15 protein-coding genes are annotated in these 17943 nt (G+C 51.4%); all 15 read left to right on the top strand.

Annotated features, from left to right (window positions below):
• The 15 genes from AC0YNX_RS23575 to AC0YNX_RS23505 all read left to right on the top strand — a co-directional run bounded on the left by AC0YNX_RS23575 (position 1) and on the right by AC0YNX_RS23505 (position 17934).
• Entirely contained in the window at positions 1–783 is a 783-nt protein-coding gene (locus AC0YNX_RS23575) for a ThuA domain-containing protein (RefSeq protein WP_475818159.1), read from the top strand.
• On the top strand, positions 780–1769 hold the full coding sequence (locus AC0YNX_RS23570; RefSeq protein ID WP_475818158.1) for a zinc-dependent alcohol dehydrogenase: 990 nt from the start codon (positions 780–782) through the stop codon (positions 1767–1769). The genes AC0YNX_RS23575 and AC0YNX_RS23570 overlap by 4 nt, the downstream gene beginning before the upstream one ends.
• A gap of 7 nt (positions 1770–1776) precedes the next feature.
• On the top strand, positions 1777–2631 hold the full coding sequence (locus AC0YNX_RS23565) for a sugar phosphate isomerase/epimerase family protein (RefSeq protein WP_475818157.1): 855 nt from the start codon (positions 1777–1779) through the stop codon (positions 2629–2631).
• Between the two features lie 12 nt (positions 2632–2643).
• Positions 2644–3462 (top strand): alpha/beta fold hydrolase, encoded by an 819-nt coding sequence (locus AC0YNX_RS23560; protein ID WP_475818156.1) that lies wholly within the window; start codon positions 2644–2646, stop codon positions 3460–3462.
• Entirely contained in the window at positions 3459–4349 is an 891-nt protein-coding gene (locus AC0YNX_RS23555) for a sugar phosphate isomerase/epimerase family protein (RefSeq protein WP_475818155.1), read from the top strand. The genes AC0YNX_RS23560 and AC0YNX_RS23555 overlap by 4 nt, the downstream gene beginning before the upstream one ends.
• Positions 4346–5149: a sugar phosphate isomerase/epimerase family protein gene (locus AC0YNX_RS23550; protein WP_475818154.1), complete on the top strand. Its 804-nt coding sequence runs from the start codon at positions 4346–4348 to the stop codon at positions 5147–5149. The genes AC0YNX_RS23555 and AC0YNX_RS23550 overlap by 4 nt, the downstream gene beginning before the upstream one ends.
• Positions 5150–5194: 45 nt before the next feature.
• Positions 5195–6256, top strand: a complete 1062-nt coding sequence (locus AC0YNX_RS23545; RefSeq protein ID WP_475818153.1) for a Gfo/Idh/MocA family protein — start codon at positions 5195–5197, stop codon at positions 6254–6256.
• Complete coding sequence (locus AC0YNX_RS23540) at positions 6253–7332, top strand: Gfo/Idh/MocA family protein (RefSeq protein WP_475818152.1); 1080 nt, start codon at positions 6253–6255, stop codon at positions 7330–7332. Before AC0YNX_RS23545 ends, AC0YNX_RS23540 begins: the two co-directional genes overlap by 4 nt.
• A gap of 198 nt (positions 7333–7530) precedes the next feature.
• On the top strand, positions 7531–8964 hold the full coding sequence (locus AC0YNX_RS23535; RefSeq protein ID WP_475818151.1) for a tagaturonate reductase: 1434 nt from the start codon (positions 7531–7533) through the stop codon (positions 8962–8964).
• Complete coding sequence (locus AC0YNX_RS23530; RefSeq protein WP_475818150.1) at positions 8958–10481, top strand: UxaA family hydrolase; 1524 nt, start codon at positions 8958–8960, stop codon at positions 10479–10481. Before AC0YNX_RS23535 ends, AC0YNX_RS23530 begins: the two co-directional genes overlap by 7 nt.
• Before the next feature lie 845 nt (positions 10482–11326).
• Positions 11327–12526, top strand: coding sequence for an MFS transporter (locus AC0YNX_RS23525; RefSeq protein ID WP_475818251.1), 1200 nt, complete (start codon positions 11327–11329; stop codon positions 12524–12526).
• Between the two features lie 133 nt (positions 12527–12659).
• Positions 12660–13223, top strand: coding sequence for a hypothetical protein (locus AC0YNX_RS23520; RefSeq protein WP_475818149.1), 564 nt, complete (start codon positions 12660–12662; stop codon positions 13221–13223).
• 94 nt (positions 13224–13317) lie between these two features.
• Positions 13318–14496 carry a GNAT family N-acetyltransferase gene (locus AC0YNX_RS23515; RefSeq protein ID WP_475818148.1) on the top strand — a complete coding sequence of 393 codons (1179 nt, stop codon included), beginning with the start codon at positions 13318–13320 and terminating at the stop codon, positions 14494–14496.
• Between the two features lie 187 nt (positions 14497–14683).
• On the top strand, positions 14684–16354 hold the full coding sequence (locus AC0YNX_RS23510) for a sensor histidine kinase (RefSeq protein ID WP_475818147.1): 1671 nt from the start codon (positions 14684–14686) through the stop codon (positions 16352–16354).
• A complete protein-coding gene (locus AC0YNX_RS23505) occupies positions 16351–17934 on the top strand; it encodes a response regulator transcription factor (RefSeq protein WP_475818146.1) in 1584 nt (527 codons plus the stop codon). The genes AC0YNX_RS23510 and AC0YNX_RS23505 overlap by 4 nt, the downstream gene beginning before the upstream one ends.
• The last annotated feature ends 9 nt before the right edge of the window (positions 17935–17943 follow it).

Here is a 17943-nt window from a genome sequence, read left to right as displayed (position 1 = left end):
ATGAACAGTACCGCCGGCGCGCTGTTTGGCCGTCGTATCCTATTCATCGCGGGCGAAGATGAGTACGAGTCGGAAACGACACTCACTTCTCTTGCAGCGGAGGCGGAGGAACGCTATGGAGCGGAGACAACCGTGATTCGCGCCGTGCTCGGGGGCAAGGAGATCAATAATATACCCGGGCTCGATTTGCTTGCCGATGCCGATTTGGCCGTGTTCTACGTAAGGTTTCTGACTCTGCCTGAAGGGCAGCTTCGACATATTCAAGCGTTCCTGGATTCAGGCAAGCCGATCGTGGCTTTCCGTACAACGACACATGCTTTCAATTATCCGAAGGACCATCCGCTGGAAGAGTGGAACAATCGCTTTGGCATGGAGACAATGGGTGCCCCGTGGATTCGCCATTTTGGCCACTCATCTTCGACGACCGTATCCCTTGCATGGGGGGCCGAAGGGCATCCCGCCTTGGAAGGCGTATCATCTCGGTTTGAATCTCGTTCCTGGCTGTACCACACACTTCCTTATCCGGTTGGTAACGTTCAGGTGTTATTGAACGGCTCGACGGTTCGTCCGGAGAACAACGGCTGGTCGTATGATGATCAAACCCCGTTCATCCATCCGGTTGCCTGGACGAGAACACGAGACAATGGCGGAAGAGTATTCGCGACGACGCTCGGACATCAAGAGGATTTCGAGGTCGAATCGTTCCGCAGAATGGCTTTTAACGGAATGGCATGGTCGCTTGGCTATGAATCTAGCAATGAAAACAAGGAGAGTGGCTTATGAAAGCAGCGGCGATTACCGGAGTAAGACAAGCGGAACTGGTAGAAAAAGAGAAGCCCGAGCTGCGCGACGGTTGGGCGCTCGTTAAAATACACGCCGCGCCGATGTGCGCGGAATACAAAGCTTTCTTGGACGGCAGCCATAACGATTGCCTCGGACACGAAGCGGCAGGCGAAGTTGTTGAGACAGCGCCGGGCAGCGTCGTTAAGGTCGGCGACCGCGTTGTGGTCATGCCGCAATATCCGTGCGGGAAATGCGAGCTTTGCGTAGCTGGCGATTACATCCATTGCGAGCACGGCTTGCCTCACGGCGAACCAACGATGGCGCAATATATTGCCAAGCCTTCGTGGATTCTGCCGGTTGTTCCGGACGATGTTTCGTACGAGAAAGCGGCGCTGGCGTGCTGCGCTCTTGGCCCATCCCACGGAGCCTTCAGCTTGATGGGTGTTGACGCGTTCTCCACGGTGCTCATCACCGGCCTCGGACCGGTTGGCCTCGGCGCTATCGCGTCGGCGAAATACCGAGGGGCGAAAGTCATCGCAGTCGAAATGAACGAATACCGGGTTGAGATGGCACGCAAGCTCGGAGCGGACCTCGTGCTCGATCCGAGAGACTCGGACGTTGTGGAACGAATCAAAGCGTTCACGGGAGGAAAAGGAAATGACTACGGCCTTGACTGCTCTGGCGCACCGGCCGCGCACCGTCTTCAAATCGACGCGGTGAAACGAAAAGGAGCAGTAGCTTTCGTAGGGGAAGGCGGAGAAACGCCGATCCGAATCAGCAACGACATGCTACGCAAGGGAATCCGCCTAATTGGCTCCTGGCATTACAACTTGAAGGAGTTCCCGGCGATTCTGCAGATGATCCGCACTTCACCTCTGGTCGACTTGCTTGTCACGCACACGTATCCGATGAGCCGCATCCAGGAGGCATTCGAGAAATCCGCTTCCCAGCAAAGCGGCAAAATCATTCTGAAACCATGGGAGTGATCGGATCATGAAAATCGGTATCAACCTGCTGCTTTGGACGGACGCTCCGAATCCGTGGACACACGGAGAGCTGCTCTCCCGCATTCGGGATTGGGGCTTCGATGGAGTCGAGATTCCCGTAGACGGCTTGTCTCACGAGGATACCGCCGAGTTCGCCGCCATGCTCTCCGATCTGGGACTTGGCGTTACGGGCATTTCCGCCCTTGACGCAGCTTCAGCCGATCCGGCAAGTCTCGATCCGGCGAAGAGGGAGGCGGCTCTTGAAGCGCTGAAGCGGGCCATTGATAATATCGCTGCCCTCGGCGGCGAACTGCTATGCGGGCCGCTCTTCCAAGGTCTCGGACGTTTCAGCGGTCAAGGGCCTAGCAAGGAAGAATGGGATGGAGCGGTAGATACGCTTCAACAAGCAGGCATTTATGCCAGAACGAAAGGCGTGAAGCTTGCGCTTGAACCGCTAAACCGGTTCGAAATGTACGTCGTCAATACGCTTGCGGACGGCGCCAGGTTCGTTCGCGAGGTTGGTCTGCCCAATGTTGGGCTCTTGGCAGATACGCATCATGGCAACATTGAGGAATCGAACACTGCTGATGCATGGCGGGCAGCGAAGGACCACATCTTGCACGTGCACCTGTCCGAAAACCACCGTGGCGTTCCGGGCAGCGGGCAAGCGATCCCTCCTGAGATCTTCCGGGCATTGCGCGATATGGACTACGACGGGTGGCTTACAATCGAGGCGTTTGGTCTTGACGTGCCAGGTCTTGTCCCCCGCCTGCATCTGTGGCGTAAACTGTCCGAACATTCTGACGATCCAGCTCGCCTAGGTCTGGCCTTTATTCAGAGCCAGCTGGCTTCTGAAGCTTGAGGAGGGGAACAGATGCCTACGGTTAGAAGGAATGGAATTGACATTCACTATGAAGAGCGAGGGCAAGGGGAACCGCTGGTGCTCCTCATGGGCCTTGGGGCTCCCGGTTCGGTATGGAAAGAGCATGTGCAAGCCTACGAGCAGCATTTTCGCTGCATCCTCGTCGACAACCGGGGAGCCGGCGGCTCCTCCAAGCCGGAAGGACCGTATTCCGCGAAGCAGATGGCAGCCGATACGCTTGGTTTGATGGACGCGCTGGGTCTCGATACCGCGCATGTGTCCGGCATATCCATGGGCGGCATTATCGCCCAGGAGCTCGCGCTTGCGGCGCCAGAGAGAATTCAGTCGCTGACGCTCAATTGTCCCTGGATGCGGGTAGATGAATATACCAGCCGGATATTCCGGACGTTCAGGGACAGCTACGGCAAGCTTGCGGCGGGAGAATTTCAGCGTCTACTGCATCTATTCATTTATACGCCGAGTTACCACGAGAAGCACCGGGCCAAGCTGGACGAAGCCATTCATGCGGCGGACAGAGATTCGGATTCCATGATGCCTGCCCATGCGTTCTGGGCACAGTGTGACGCCTGTCTCTCCCACGACGCGACAGGACGGCTCGGCACAATTCACGCTCCTGTCCTGATTACGGTCGGAGAACGAGACATCTTCACTCCTCCGTCGCTGGCAAGAGAGATTGCGGCCGAGATCAAGCAAGCGGAGCTCGAGGTGTTTCCGGGAAGCGGTCATACCCATCACTGGGACAGCTTGGATGCATTCAACCATCGTACGCTCGAATTTCTGTTTAAACACGCAAGGAGGCAACAGCCATGAAAATATCCATCGGATCTTGGGCGTTTGCTTTTGGTCCTTTCGAGAAAAACCCGTGGTCGTTCGAGCAAGTGCTCGAATACGCGGCGAATGCGGGATACGACGGGGTAGAAATTAACGGCTTTCTGCCTCATCCCGTTCCAGAAGCTTACGACACGCCTGCCAAGCGCAAAAGCCTGATCGACGGCATTCGCAGCAGAGGGCTTGGCGTGTCGGCGTATGCACCGGATTTCCGTATTGTTCCTCCCGGCGTGATAAGCCCGGCTGCATATCTGGAACTGTTCAAGCGGTATGCCTCGTTTGCGAAGGATTTGGAGACATCCATTATCCGAGTCGATACCGTATCGCCTCCGGGTCCGCTTAGCCAGGCTGAATATGCCGACCGATTCGGACGGCTTACGGAAACATGGCATGGGGCTGCGGAAATAGCAGCTGACGCCGGTCTTCGCGTCTCGTGGGAATTTGAGCCGGGCTTCTGGTTGAATAAGCCGTCCGAAGTGCTTCGCGCGGTCCGCGAGGTTGGCCATCAGGCATTCGGAGTATTGTTTGACACGAGCCATGCGTACATGAGCGGCGTGGTTGGCGCAAGGCAAGAAGAGCCGAAGGAGACGATACCTGGCGTGAACGAATATGCCGCTTTATTGAAAGGGCATGTGAACCACGTCCATCTCATAGACTCGGACGGTACGCTGCATGATGACGAAACAAGCACGCATGCGGAATTCGGGGCGGGACACATCGATTTCTCCTCGTTCTTCTCGGAGAATCGAAAGCTGCTGTTGGACCACGAGTGGTGGTGCGTCGACTTCTGCTTCAACGCGCAGGTCGAAGCGTGGGGCAAGGATGCGATTCCATTCCTGCGGGCTAAAGCGAAGGAGGCAGGTCTATGACGATTCCGTTTGGATGCCAGACGTACACTTGGCAAATGTCTTACGAACGCTACCGCGACAGGCTTACCGGCATTCTTGATGTAATTGCAGACGCAGGTTTCGCTGGCGTCGAAGCCGAAACATGCATGCTTGGTTCTTACTATGAAGACCCGTCGCTGCTGCGCGAAGCGCTGGAGATTCGGGGGCTGAAGCTTGCGGCGCTTACGCTTGCCCTTCCTTGGCTGGGAGGCGCCGAATCTGGCGAGGAGCGTAAGGAAGCCGACAGGTTGATTCATTATTTGGGGCATTTCCCGGAGGCAAAGCTCGTACTCGTCCAACTGCCAGGGCTTGACCGGTCGGAGTTGCAGGGTAGGCAGCGTTCTGCGCTTTCCTGCGCGAACGAGGTTGCCCGTCGGTCGCATGACGCGGGGATTATCACCTCTTATCATCCCAACTCGCCGGCTGGCTCGGTGTTTCGCAATGCGGAGGATTACAAGGTGCTGTTCGATGGGATGGACGACCGCTACCTTGGCTATTGCCCCGACTCGGGCCATATTGCCAAAGGCGGCATGAATCCGACGGAGATCATCCGCGAGACGCTGCCGATCATCCGGCATGTTCACTTCAAGGACTTGTCCGCGGACGGGGCTTGGAGAACGATGGGGCAAGGCGCGATTGACCATCCGGGGCTTGTGCGCCTTCTGGATGATGGCGGATATAAGGGCTGGATTATGGTCGAGGAAGAATCCGCCGAAGCGGAGATAGACCCGGACGGCGCGACGGCGGCGAACGGCAAGTATTTGGAAGCAACATTCAAATAAAGGATGGCGAGGACGGCCTCGCCAATGCGAAGGGAGAAATTCCGGATGAAAACTTATTCGGCATCGGTAGTCGGCGGTGGGCATGGCGGCAAGCTCAGCTTGAACGCCCTCGCACTATCGGAGCGTTACGAATTAAAGGCGGTCGCGGATTTGCGGCCGGAGGTATGCGAGCAGCTGAAGGAGCAATTTCCGGGTATCCTGACATTTACGAGCCATGAGGAAATGTTCGAGCAATGTCCGACGGACGTCGTGTGCGTGAGCACGTTCCCTCCGTCCCATGAAGAAGTGACACTGTCGGCGCTGGAGTCGCCGATCAAAGGCATTCTTGTAGAGAAGCCGCTCGGCCATACCGTCGAATCGGGCCGCCGCTTGCTGGATGCGATCAAGAGTAAAGGGCTTCCGGTCGCAGTACCGCACGGGATGCTGGCTAAAGCAACACCGCTTGAAATTATTGAACGCGTGCAGCGCGGAGAAATCGGGGAGCTGAAGCTCGTCGAGATTCAAAATGACAAGTGGGACATTATCAATGCCGGTATTCATTGGCTCAACTTCTTCGTCAAGCTGACCGGCAACGAGCAGATGGCCTATGTGATGGGGCAAGCGGATACAAGCACAAGAACGTATCGCGACGGCATGCAGGTCGAGACAGCAGCTGTCACCTACGCACAGACGGTTAGCGGCATCCGCGTCGTGATGATGACCGGAGACGATATTCTCGTCAATCGCGAAGGGAAAGACACGCTGTTCCGGATCGTCGGGACGAAGGGCCTCATCGAGTTCTGGGGTTGGGAGAACGGCTATTGGATCGTTAACGCGGAACATCCAGCCGGAGCAAACATCGTGCCGGAGGAGTTCCCGGTCATCGGCCACCGCAGGCACCTGGAGAATCTGGCTAAGCAAATGGACGAGGGCACGACCGATTACGCGCTCGTGGACAGCTCCCTCGCCGCGCTTGAGATCGTTGAAGGCTCGTATCTTTCCGCCCGCACAGGCTGCCGGATTCCGTTCCCTGTAGACGAATTCAAACAACCGGAACAGCCAAGCGATTGGGTAGCCGGCATTCCGTATTCCGGAACCGGCGGCGGCCGTAACGGGAGGTTCCTATGAGCATAGTGCGGTTCGGCATTGTCGGAGGCGGCTGGCGAGCGGAGTTCTTCCTTCGGATCGCGGCAGCTCTTCCGGAGCGGTTCCAGGTCGCGGGTCTTGTCGTCCGCGACCCGGCCAAAGGAAAGGAGCTCGAGCAGGTCTGGGGTGTTGCGACATATCGCGATATCAATGAATTGCTTGCTGCTGCGCCATCATTTGTTGTCGTCAGCGTGCCTAGAACGGTCGCGCCGGGCATCGTCCGTACGCTTGCGGACGCCGGCATGCCGGTTCTGTGCGAGACGCCGCCAGCTGAAACACTGGAAGGCATGTCCGAGTTGTACGCGGCGGTTGGGCGAGAAGCGCGTATTCAGGTTGCCGAGCAATATCCGTTCCAGCCTAATCATGCGGCGAGACTTGCCGTCGTCGCATCCGGCAAATTGGGTGAAGTTTCTTCGGCGCAGGTGTCCTCGGCGCATGATTATCACGGCTTGGCGCTGATGCGCCGTTATATGGGCCTAGGCTTCGAGGATGCGGTTATCCGGGCGGTAGCGTTCGAATCGCCGATTGTGGAAGGCCCAGGTCGCGGCGGTCCTCCGAATGCTGAGCGGATCGTCAAGAACTCACAGACGATTGCTACGCTTGATTTCGGCGGAAAAGTAGGCGTATACGACTTTACCGGCGAACAGTACTTCTCCTGGATTCGTTCGTCCCGTGTACTTGTTCGAGGAGAGCGAGGCGAGATCGAAGGCATGACAGTTCGCTGGCTCCAGGATCATCAGACGCCGCTTGAAGCCGACCTCTATCGTCTGGAAGCAGGCAAGGACGGCAATCTGGAAGGCTTCCACCTGAAGGGCATTCTGTGCGGTTCAGAGTACGCTTACGTGAATCCGTTTGCCCCTGGCCGTTTGTCCGATGATGAAATTGCCGTCGCGGCTTGCCTCGAGCGGATGGACGGCTACGCCAATGGCACGGATGAGCACGGCTTTTACGGTTTGGCGGAAGCTTGTCAGGATCATTATTTGGGGCTCATGCTCCACCACGCAGCGAAGACCGGAGAGACAATCCGTACGACGAAGCAGAGCTGGGCTTTATCATGAATAGAGTGACTTTTGCACAATAAAAGCGTGAAAAAGCCTAAAAGCCTTTTGGTCCATTTCATTAAGGACTGAAAGGCTTTTTTTGAAATGATTCTGTGATATCAAAACTCGGAACAAAATAGCAAATATACGATATTTCATTCTGCATTTAGAGATGTAAAATGAGAGCATATAGAGGCTTGCAAAGGAGTTTTATCGATGATGAAGGACGTGAAAGAAACACCAATTACCGTATTGCAAATCGGGGAAGGGAATTTTCTAAGGGGTTTTGTAGACTGGATGCTTCAAGTCAGCAGAGAGCAAGGCGAGTTCGACGGAGGTGTTGCTGTCGTCCAGCCGAGACGATCTGGAAGGGCTAAAATACAGGCTTTGGCGGCACAAGATGGAATTTATACGTTAGTCATACGGGGACTAGAGGACGGCCAGGTCGTTGATCGAGCATCCATTATCTCTGTATTTACTGAAGTGTTCGATCCTTATGAGGAATGGAACCGTTTAACCTCGCTAGCAACAAGCGACTCGCTGCGATTCGTCATCTCGAATACGACGGAGGCAGGTATCGCTTATACTCCCGAGCCTCTTACGGATGGCCCAATTGCCTCCTTCCCGGGAAAAATCGCTTATTTGCTGTATCGCCGCTATCTTGCATTCGGAGGAGCTCAGGATAAGGGCATCATTTTCCTGCCTTGTGAGCTTTTAGAAAGAAACGGCGATGCGTTACGGGACATTGTCGTTCAATATAGCCAGGACTGGGGCTTCCCGGACGAATTTCTAATCTGGCTGCAGGAGAGTAATCGTTTCTTGAACTCGTTGGTTGACCGGATCGTCACTGGTTATCCGGAGGAAGATCAAGCGCAGGCATGGTTCTCCGAGTGGGGCTATACGGACAGCATGTTGACGGTTGCGGAACCATACCACCTATGGGCCATTGAAGGGGAAGAGGAGCTAGATGACCAACTGCCGCTTAAGAGAGCAGGGCTTAATGTTCATTGGACGAATGACCTTCGACCCTTCCAGCAGCGGAAGGTGAGGATACTGAATGCTTCCCACACCTGGATGGCGTCCATCGGCATTCTTCATGGCATCGATCACGTTAGGGAGATGATGCAGCACCCCGATTGGGGGCAGGAAATACAGCTGATGGTAAGATCAGAGATCATCGCCGCTCTGCCTTATCCTCCGGAAGACATGAATGCATATGCGGATACGGTGTTTGAACGTTTTAACAATCCATTCATCCGTCATCGCCTGGCAGATATCACAATGAATAGTTTGACCAAGTTCAAAGTACGCTTGCTCCCTTCTATGAAACATTATGCATTACTAGGGCAGAAGCAGCCTGGAAGACTAGCTTTGGGGTTGGCGGCACTCTTAAGATATTATGCTGTTCGTCGTACGGAGGAGGGATTCGAAGGAAGGGATCTCCATGGTCGAACGTATCTCGTACGCGACGATATTCAAGCTTTGAATAAGCTAGCAGATATCTGGGAACAAGGAAGCACATTGGAAGATGTCGTAGGTCAGCTGCTGAGTCAGGTAGAAATCTGGGGATATGATTTATCCGCATGGCCGGGACTTCAAGAAGCGGTATGCACAGAATGGTCAAAGTGGGGTGACGGAAGCGGATGGTAAAGCCCTGGGTTCGGTTGTCACCAGACGATCAAGTTATTGTTGCGCTTGATACGATAGCAGCTGGCGAGAAGCTAACGCTGGAGGATGGAACTTCGCTTACCCTGACAGAAGAAGTAACGCGAGGTCACAAAATTGCGACTACACCTATATGCTCAGGAGACCATGTTCGCAAGTTCGGCTATTCCATAGGACAGGCTGTCGTCGATATTGGGCCAGGAGCTTGGATTCATACCCATAACCTGAAGACTGGACTAGACGGGATAATCGATTATCGTTATGAGCCGATTAACCAGAGCGAACGATTAACAGAGACCGCATTCGTAGAATCCGAATCCAAGGATTCTATCCGTACTTTTATGGGGTACGAGAGGCCGAATGGGGAAGTCGGTATTCGTAACGAAATATGGATTATTAATACGGTCGGATGCATCAATAAGACATGCGAAATACTGGCACGCAGCGGTCAAACGGAGTACGGTAACCAAGTTGACGGCATCTATCACTTTGCGCATCCATTCGGTTGCTCCCAGCTGGGAGATGATCTTCAGCATACTCAGAAGCTGCTGGCTTCGCTCGTTCATCACCCCAATGCTGCCGGTGTATTGGTAGTCGGCTTGGGCTGCGAGAACAATCAGATCGAATCGTTTAAGCTTGCCATTGGCGACCATGATTCGAGCAGAATCAAGTTCTTGAAATCGCAAGATACGGAGGATGAGTTAGCGGATGGGTTAATGCTTATCGGTGAGTTGGTCGATTATGCGAGCACCTTTACGAGAAAGCCTCTTCCCATATCCAAGCTCAGGATCGGCTTGAAATGCGGGGGGTCAGACGGTTTATCCGGCATTACGGCGAACCCGTTGGTTGGGGCTGTTTCAGACCGGCTTATCTCAGCAGGAGGTACTGCGCTCCTGACGGAGGTTCCCGAGATGTTCGGAGCCGAGACCATTCTAATGAATCGTGCGCTTAATGAAGATATTTTCGAGAGAACGGTAAGGCTCGTTAATGATTTTAAGCAATACTTTATAAGGCATAACCAGCCGGTTTACGAGAATCCATCCCCTGGCAACAAGTCGGGGGGCATCAGCACGTTGGAAGAAAAGTCATTGGGATGCACGCAAAAGGGAGGGCACGCTCTTGTCTCTGACGTATTGCCATACGGGGAAAGGGCTACGAAGACGGGCCTCAATTTGTTGGAAGCGCCAGGCAACGATTTGGTTTCTGTAACGGCACTTACCGCAGCGGGAGCGCATATCGTCTTTTTCACCACAGGCAGAGGAACACCCTTCGGAGGTCCGGTACCAACGGTGAAAATTTCTACGAACACCGAGCTGGCCGAGCGTAAAAAGAACTGGATCGACTTTAATGCCGGCATACTCCTAGAGGGAACGTCCATGGAAGGAATGACGAACGAGCTGTGGGAATTCATGCTTGCGATCGCCTCGGGAGAGTCACGAACTCATAATGAGAATAACGGCTATAAAGAAATTGCCATCTTTAAAGACGGAGTAACTTTATGACCGAAAGTGTGCTAGATATCGGATAACAATAGAGACCCTTCGAAAGGGTCTCTATTGTTTTCTTCACCCTTTTTTTATTGTATAAAAGTTATATAGATATGAAGGATATTTAGATGAGATGAGTATAATTACGACTTGTGATCAAGCTTGCAGCTTGCACGGTTTTTCGAACATTTTCTCTTCGGTGCGTCGGATTTGTTGGTTGAGCCATCCGTTTGTTTGGCTAAAACACCAAGGTATAGCAGCATACTAGCGTTACTTTCTTGCGCTGTCATTCTCATCAACATGCTTGTTCACTCCTTGCTTTCAAGTTATGAGTTGATTATAAATTGCGCGAGAGAGCCTGTATTGTACAGTCGATTATCAATTGTAAAAAAGTAAGATATAGTTTATAAACTTTAATCAGGGACATAATGATTCTGATTACGTTCTGCAAAGAGAGGTGAATCGTTCTTGTCGAATCAAAAATGCTACTATACCTTCGAAGATCCATCCGGTACCTCGTTTGAATACCGAGCCACCAGCTTACAGCAAGCAATGGTGATAAAGAAGAAGTTGGCCTTGGACATGGGAATTTCCAAAGAGGATTTCGAGTTAACAAGCATAAGCAAAAAACGGAATACGGACGTTTAGGAAAAAGCCGCGAAAATCGCGGCTTTTTTCGTTAACTCGCTTGCCTCGCGAATCCGTCTCTATCTTCCTAATTCGAATTGACTTCAATTCTATTAAACTTTATACTTCATGCCGTACCTATCAAATGCAGGCAGCATAGAGAAAGTATGTCATTCATTTAGGAGTATGTGTGAGTGAAGAAGAGTAAAGGCAAGTTCAACAAGATTTATGCCATGCAGCTGGTAACCATCTTTATCGGCTTCGTCATCTTCGGATTCTCGGAAAATATTAAAGGCCCGGCAATCCCGCGTATTCAATTCGATTTTCGGCTTAGCGAGTCTCAGCTGGGGACTTTGTTATCTTTAAATGCGTTGGGTTACTTGATCGCCTGTTCTTTTACCGCGTATTTGACCAAGTTATGGGGAATCAAGTGGGTGACGGTTGCTGCGTTCGCTTCGATGGCGGTATCCGGTATCCTCATCTATTTCTCGCATTATTACGCGTTATTCTCGGCTTCGTACTTCCTCATGTACATTGGCAACGGAATGCTGGAGATCGGTCTAGCTATTCTTAGCGCTCGGATTTTCGTGAAGAACACGGGCATGATGATGAATATGACGCATGGTTTCTACGGGCTAAGCTCAACGGTTGCGCCGCTTGTTGCAACTGGACTGATGCAGGTAACAATCGCAGGTCACCTGCTTGATTGGCGCGGCATGTATCTGGTGATGCTCCTGTTGTCGATTATTCCGATTGTGATTGCGATGAAGAGCACCTTCCCCGGGGATGACATCTCGCTCGAGGACCGAACTTCATTCAAGGATTTGCTAAGAGACCGTGTACTATGGCTAATGGTGCTGGTGCTCACGTTTGGGGTCGTATCTGAACTAGCAGTCGGAGGCTGGCTTGTTAATTTCCTAGAGAAAGCGTACGAGTGGGATACCATTACTGCTTCCGGAATGTTATCTGTGTTCTTCCTGTGCTTCGCGCTTGCTCGGCTGCTCCTTGGTCCATTGACCGATCGAATTGGCTTTGTTCTCTCACTCATTATCTTCTCGGGGTTCTCGGCATGTTGTACATTTGCTGCTATCCTCGGGGGAGAACAAGTCGCATTCCTGTTCGCGGTTTCGGGAACGGGCATTGCGATGATCTATCCGACGGTGATGGCGTTTATCGCGAAGAGATATCCCAAAGGCAGCGATATGGCGATCACGTTCACCGTAACATTGATGGGACTAGGCAGCGTAATTGGCAATTATCTGATTGGAGGAGTCACAGAGACCGTCAAACGCATCGTCGGCAAAGATTCACCCACAAGCCTGCTTCGCGGGCTTCAAGCTGGCTACGGTTTTATTGGATTATGTGCGGCATTATGCGCAATAACTGGACTTATTCTATACGTATATTTGTATAAGAGAAAAGAAGTCATCTGATCAACCTGCTTGTAATAAGAGAGTCCGCGAGAATGAAATTCGCGGGCTTTTTAATTTTTACGTCATATCTTCCTCTGTCGAAGAATAGCTATGAGACTAATTGATAGTTTCATAGCTTAGGAGGCGTATGAAAATGACCCATGAGCTAGTGTTTACTGTGGAAGAAGTCGCGATTATGCTTAATAAAGATAAGCGGATTATTTATCAGTGGTTGGCGGCGGGCACCTTGCAAGGGAAGCGCAGGAGTAAGGGGAGAAAGAGCAGATGGGAAATTTCGGCTTCGACCGTCAAACCGTTCATCCCCGGCAAGTTGAGTGAGCATGACAAAGCTATTCTGGACATATCGGATAAAATTCTGGAGCTGAGAGAGCGGTCAATAAGCGAGTCCAGCATGGCTCTTCTGGATGAATTGCTCATGCACTTCCTCAGTCTGCAAGACGACGGGCACGATGGAGAAGAGGAGCAGAAAAAGAATCGGTGCCAAAGACTTGGAATCGTGACAAGAGATTGTATGGGTTGGGATAAGCTAGCCCTGCATCAATTGATTGCTCGCAATCGGATGGGGTTAATAAGCGATGAGGCGTTAAGCGAGCTCCTGATTGCTAACGAGTGGGTAGCTGCGTATGAATACTTGACGAACGAAATCGTCGTATTTATGAGAGATGCGTCAGCGGATAGCCTAATTGCAGGAAAATGACGGTTGCATATGGAAGCAGTTAATGGTGCAGTTTCTCTATTCGTAATGAGTACGTCATACCGACATACATTCGCATAAGAAGGACGGGATATTTGTGACAAAGATCCAACCGCTGACACTTGAGCATTTCGAGCAACGTATGGAATTATTTCAGTATGCATTTCAACAACAGCTTTCTGCAGATCGTCTCGACAAGGAGCGCGAAGCCTACCAGCCAGGCGCGGAATATGGCGTTGTCGATGAAGATGGCCGCTTGCTCTCGATGTTAGCTATCAATTCGCTACAGGTTTGGATTCAAGGGAAAGCTTTCGCGATGGGCGGCATTGGCTGCGTAGCCTCTTGGCCGGATGCGAGGCGACAGGGCGGCGTTTCCAAGCTGATGGGTTATTCGCTGGAGAAGATGAAGGCGGATGGTCAAACGGTGAGCATGCTCGCCCCGTTCTCCTTCTCTTTCTATCGGAAGTACGGCTACGAGTTGTCCATGGACCGCAAAGCGTATACCATCCAGAAGGAGTATTTGCCTCCTCGCGTGGATGTTCCTGGGAGTGTCAAGCTCGTACCGAAACAGATGGAGCTGTTCAGCGCGATGTATGAGCAATATGCAGCCCGCTATAATGGGACTCTGATTCGGGACGAGGGCTGGTGGAATCGCTTGATCATGACCAAGCCTGGCCATGCCGCCATCTATTATGGCGAGAATGGAGAGGCGGAAGGCTATGTCATCTATCAGATCGCGGGCCGCACAATGACTGTACATGAGTGGGTAGAACTCACGGATACAGCCAGACTGGCATTATGGAGCTTCGTAGGTAATCACGATTCCATGATCGATAAGCTGACGATGACCGCGCCGATGGACGACACTCTGCATTTACACCTGCCAGATCCTAGATTCAAACAAGAGATTCTCCCATTCTTCATGTCTCGTATCGTGGATGTGGCCGGCTTCATGGCCAATTACCCGATGAATCCGCACTCGCGCGAGGAGTCACTGCTGCTCAAGCTGCATGACCCGCATGCATCATGGAATGATGGAGCGTTCCGATTGGAGATTGCGGCAGATGGAGCAGCCAGACTTGAGAGAATGGACAACGAAGCTGGCGGTCTGCCTTCGATAGAATGCGAGATCGGCGCGCTGACGGCTCTGCTCATCGGTAACTGGAGTATCGATGTGCTCGTTAACTCCGGCAAGCTAAGAGCGGAATCCGAAGCAATCGAGATGTTAAGACGTAGAATTTCCAAGCGCACTTCCTATCTAATGGATGGATTCTAAAATATGCACTTCCACACAAAGCCGCGTCTGATTGTTCAGACGTGGTTTTTTTTTGAGCGTAATAGGCTATACATGAACTCGCGCCACCCTCTATAATTGTCGTAATGCTAGCAAGGCCGGATTTTCAATCCACATAGATTGGGCTGAGTCGATGATCCGTAAACCACTTTCCTTTCAACACCGATTAATGCTGGTTATCCTCTTGACCGTGCTGCTGCCGTCGGTACTTCTTAATTTCCTTACCTTCTCCACGATAAAGACACAAATGCAAGACGACGCGGTTACATGGCTGAAAGGGATCACGGAAAACTCGGGGCGAACGATGGATAGCTATGTTCAGCTTGTCAAAGGGATTACCAAGAATCCGGCATACGACAGCACGCTGATGAACATTTTTGAGAAGCATCGCTTTAATACGCACGGTTTATACGGCTATTCCTTTGATGAGCAGGTGCAAATCAATGGCTGGCTGTCCATGTTAAGAGAAATGGATGACAACATCTATGCGGTCAATTTCGTTGACCTAAGTGGTAACCGCTTTCATTTGGGCAAGGACTATGTGGATATTAACAAGGAGTGGATTAATAAAACCCGCGCGTACAATGGGGGAAGCCTTATCTGGCCCCCTGTAAAGCTTAAGAACGGCGAAACGGTATTCTCGGTGACGAGAACGATTATTAATCCGAATACCTTCCATATCACGGCGACGATTCAGCTTGTGTTCCAGCTAAATTTCCTTACGCAAACGGATAATGAGAACTTTCTGCAGCACGGAGATTTGTTCATTCTGGATCAGAAGGACCACGTTATTTTTGATTTGAATGGCAAATGGACCGAGGAGAAAATGAACTGGGACCGGCAAGATCAGAATTTTCACGTCAGCTACGATTCGAGCTTAACAGGCTGGAGGCTCGTCGGCACGCTGCCCGAGGATGTGCTATTCCAAAAGGTGGATTACCTTCGCAAATGGATCTTGCTGGCCAATATTGTATTCATCTTATTGACGATGGCAATCGTTTATCTGCTAAGCTACCGAGTTACCAGGCCGCTGTGGAACCTTAGCAGGGTGATGCAGCAGGCGTCGAAGACGAACTTCATCATCGACACGATCAGCTTCAAGCGCAGAGACGAAATCGGCATGATCACGAGCAGCTTCAATCAGATGGTAAGAAGAATTCATGACCTGATCGAGACGGTGACGGAGACGGAACGCAGGCGCAAGCGGTCGGAGATCGAAGCGCTGCAATCGCAGATTAACCCGCATTTTCTCTATAACACGTTAAGTTCAATCACCATGCAGGCAGAGCTTGACGAGAATTATAAAATTTCGGACATGTCCGCCTTGCTCGGAAAGCTGCTGCGTTATTCCATCGGCAGCCAGGAGGAGTGGGTAGAGGTAAGGCAAGAATGCGATTATATCCGGACGTACATACGTATCATGCAATATCGATTTCCATTGATTCAATTCGACCTGCACATCGACGAGAGCGTCAATCACTGGTTAATGATTCGCTTATTGATTCAGCCCATAGTAGAGAATGCCATCATTCATGGCATCGTTCCGAAAGGAAAGGAAGGACAAGTCCTTATCCATGTCGGAGCGAAAGAGGCACCAGAGGGCGAGAGCAGGCTGTGTATTTCTATCAAAGATTCCGGAGTTGGCATGGACCAGCAGGCTGTTGACAAGACCATGGAACGATTGAAGGAGTACGAAACACAGCCGGGGGGAATCGGCCTGCAAAATGTTTATAATCGCATCGCTCTCTCTTATGAAGGCGATTTTCAATTTGTTCTGCAAAGCAAGCTAGGCATGGGCACGTGGTTCTATATTGAAATCCCGGGGAGGATCGGCGCATGAGAATCATGATTGTCGAGGATGAAGAGCTTCTTCGCGACGGGCTTATGAAGATGATCGGACGAATGGGCTTGAATGGTTCTTCTGTCGTTGCCATTGCCGGTAACGGAGAGGATGCGTTAGAGCAGCTATCCCACGTCGGCGTTGATCTGATCATTACGGACATTCGAATGCCGAGAATGGACGGATTGCAGCTGTTGGAGGAAGTCCAGCGATTGAATCTCGATATACGTTCCATCATCTTGAGCGGGTACGATGATTTCGAATATGCGAAACGAGCACTGAAGCTTAACTGTAAAGATTATTTGCTGAAGCCTGTAATGTTCCAGGATCTCTATGAGCTTCTAAGCAAGATTGAGGCCGAGTTCACTGCAATGCAGACGAAGATGGTTGAAGAAGTGAAGCTGAAGGGGATTCTCAATCAGAATCAGGCTCTCATTCGGCACGAGTTCCTGAGAACGTTCATCCAGCTGGAGAAGGCTCAGCAGATTGAAGCACGCCTTGCTGAGGCGGAGACGATCGGGCTTCAGCTGCAAGCAAGCAGCTATTCGGTCATTGCCGTGCAGCTCGAAGAAAAGCCGGAAAAGAAGCATAACTATGGCAAAAGCGGTTGGACGCTTATGAAATTCGCCTTGCACAATATTGTAGAAGAATTGACCGGTTACATGCCGTGTTATTATGACGAGCATGAAGTGCTCATAGTGCTCCATGCGGGCATTGCGGATGAAGAAGACTTGTATGCGATATGCAATCGGATTGCATTGAAGAGCAGAGAGCTTTTAAAGCTATCCGTCTCTATCGGAATTTCCGAGAAGCAAGATTTATATCGCTTGTCTATCGGTTACGGGCAAGCCATACGGGTTCTGAAGTACCGGCTCATCTCTGACCAGCCTATTATTGAATTCCACTCGCATGTCAGCCGATTCAAGAACCATTCAATGAAACCGCATATGGATCAGTTGGCAGAACTGTTTGATCTCGATCATGCGGATACCGCCATCGAGCAGCTCAAAGAATGGTATGAAGCGCTCAAGGCTGCGGAGCTGAGCATTGATTCCTTGGAGGTACTGGAACAAGAAGTGCGAGTGCTGTTCCATTCTTTGCTGAGACACTTTGTGAAAGAGCTGGGTGACCGCGAGTACGAGCTCGGAGTGGAGATCGGAATCATGGAAACGGCAGACTCCTTCTACGCAAGAATGAACCCGCTGTTAAACGTGCTTAAGGCCATCAGCTCAGACAGCAAGAAGGGGTTAATCGAGAATTGTACGTCCAAACAAGTCATGAAATATATCAGGGAACATTACAACGAGAATATCAACCTAACTTCAATCTCGGAATACATCTACATGAATCCGGCTTATTTAAGCGTCATGTTCAAGAAGAAGACGGGGACAAGCATCATCGAATACTTAACCGAGGTGCGAATGGGAGAAGCCAAGAAGTTGCTGTTAAATATGGAGCTAAAGACGTATGAGATTGCGGAGATGGTCGGATACAACGATGCTGCATACTTCTCCACGCTATTCAAGAAATACTGCGGCGTATCTCCAAACGAATACAGAACTATAAATATTCGAAGATAATCTATATTT

The sequence above is a fragment of the Paenibacillus sp. J31R98 genome (genome assembly GCF_056269245.1).
This window is presented reverse-complemented; position numbering and strand designations above follow the sequence as displayed.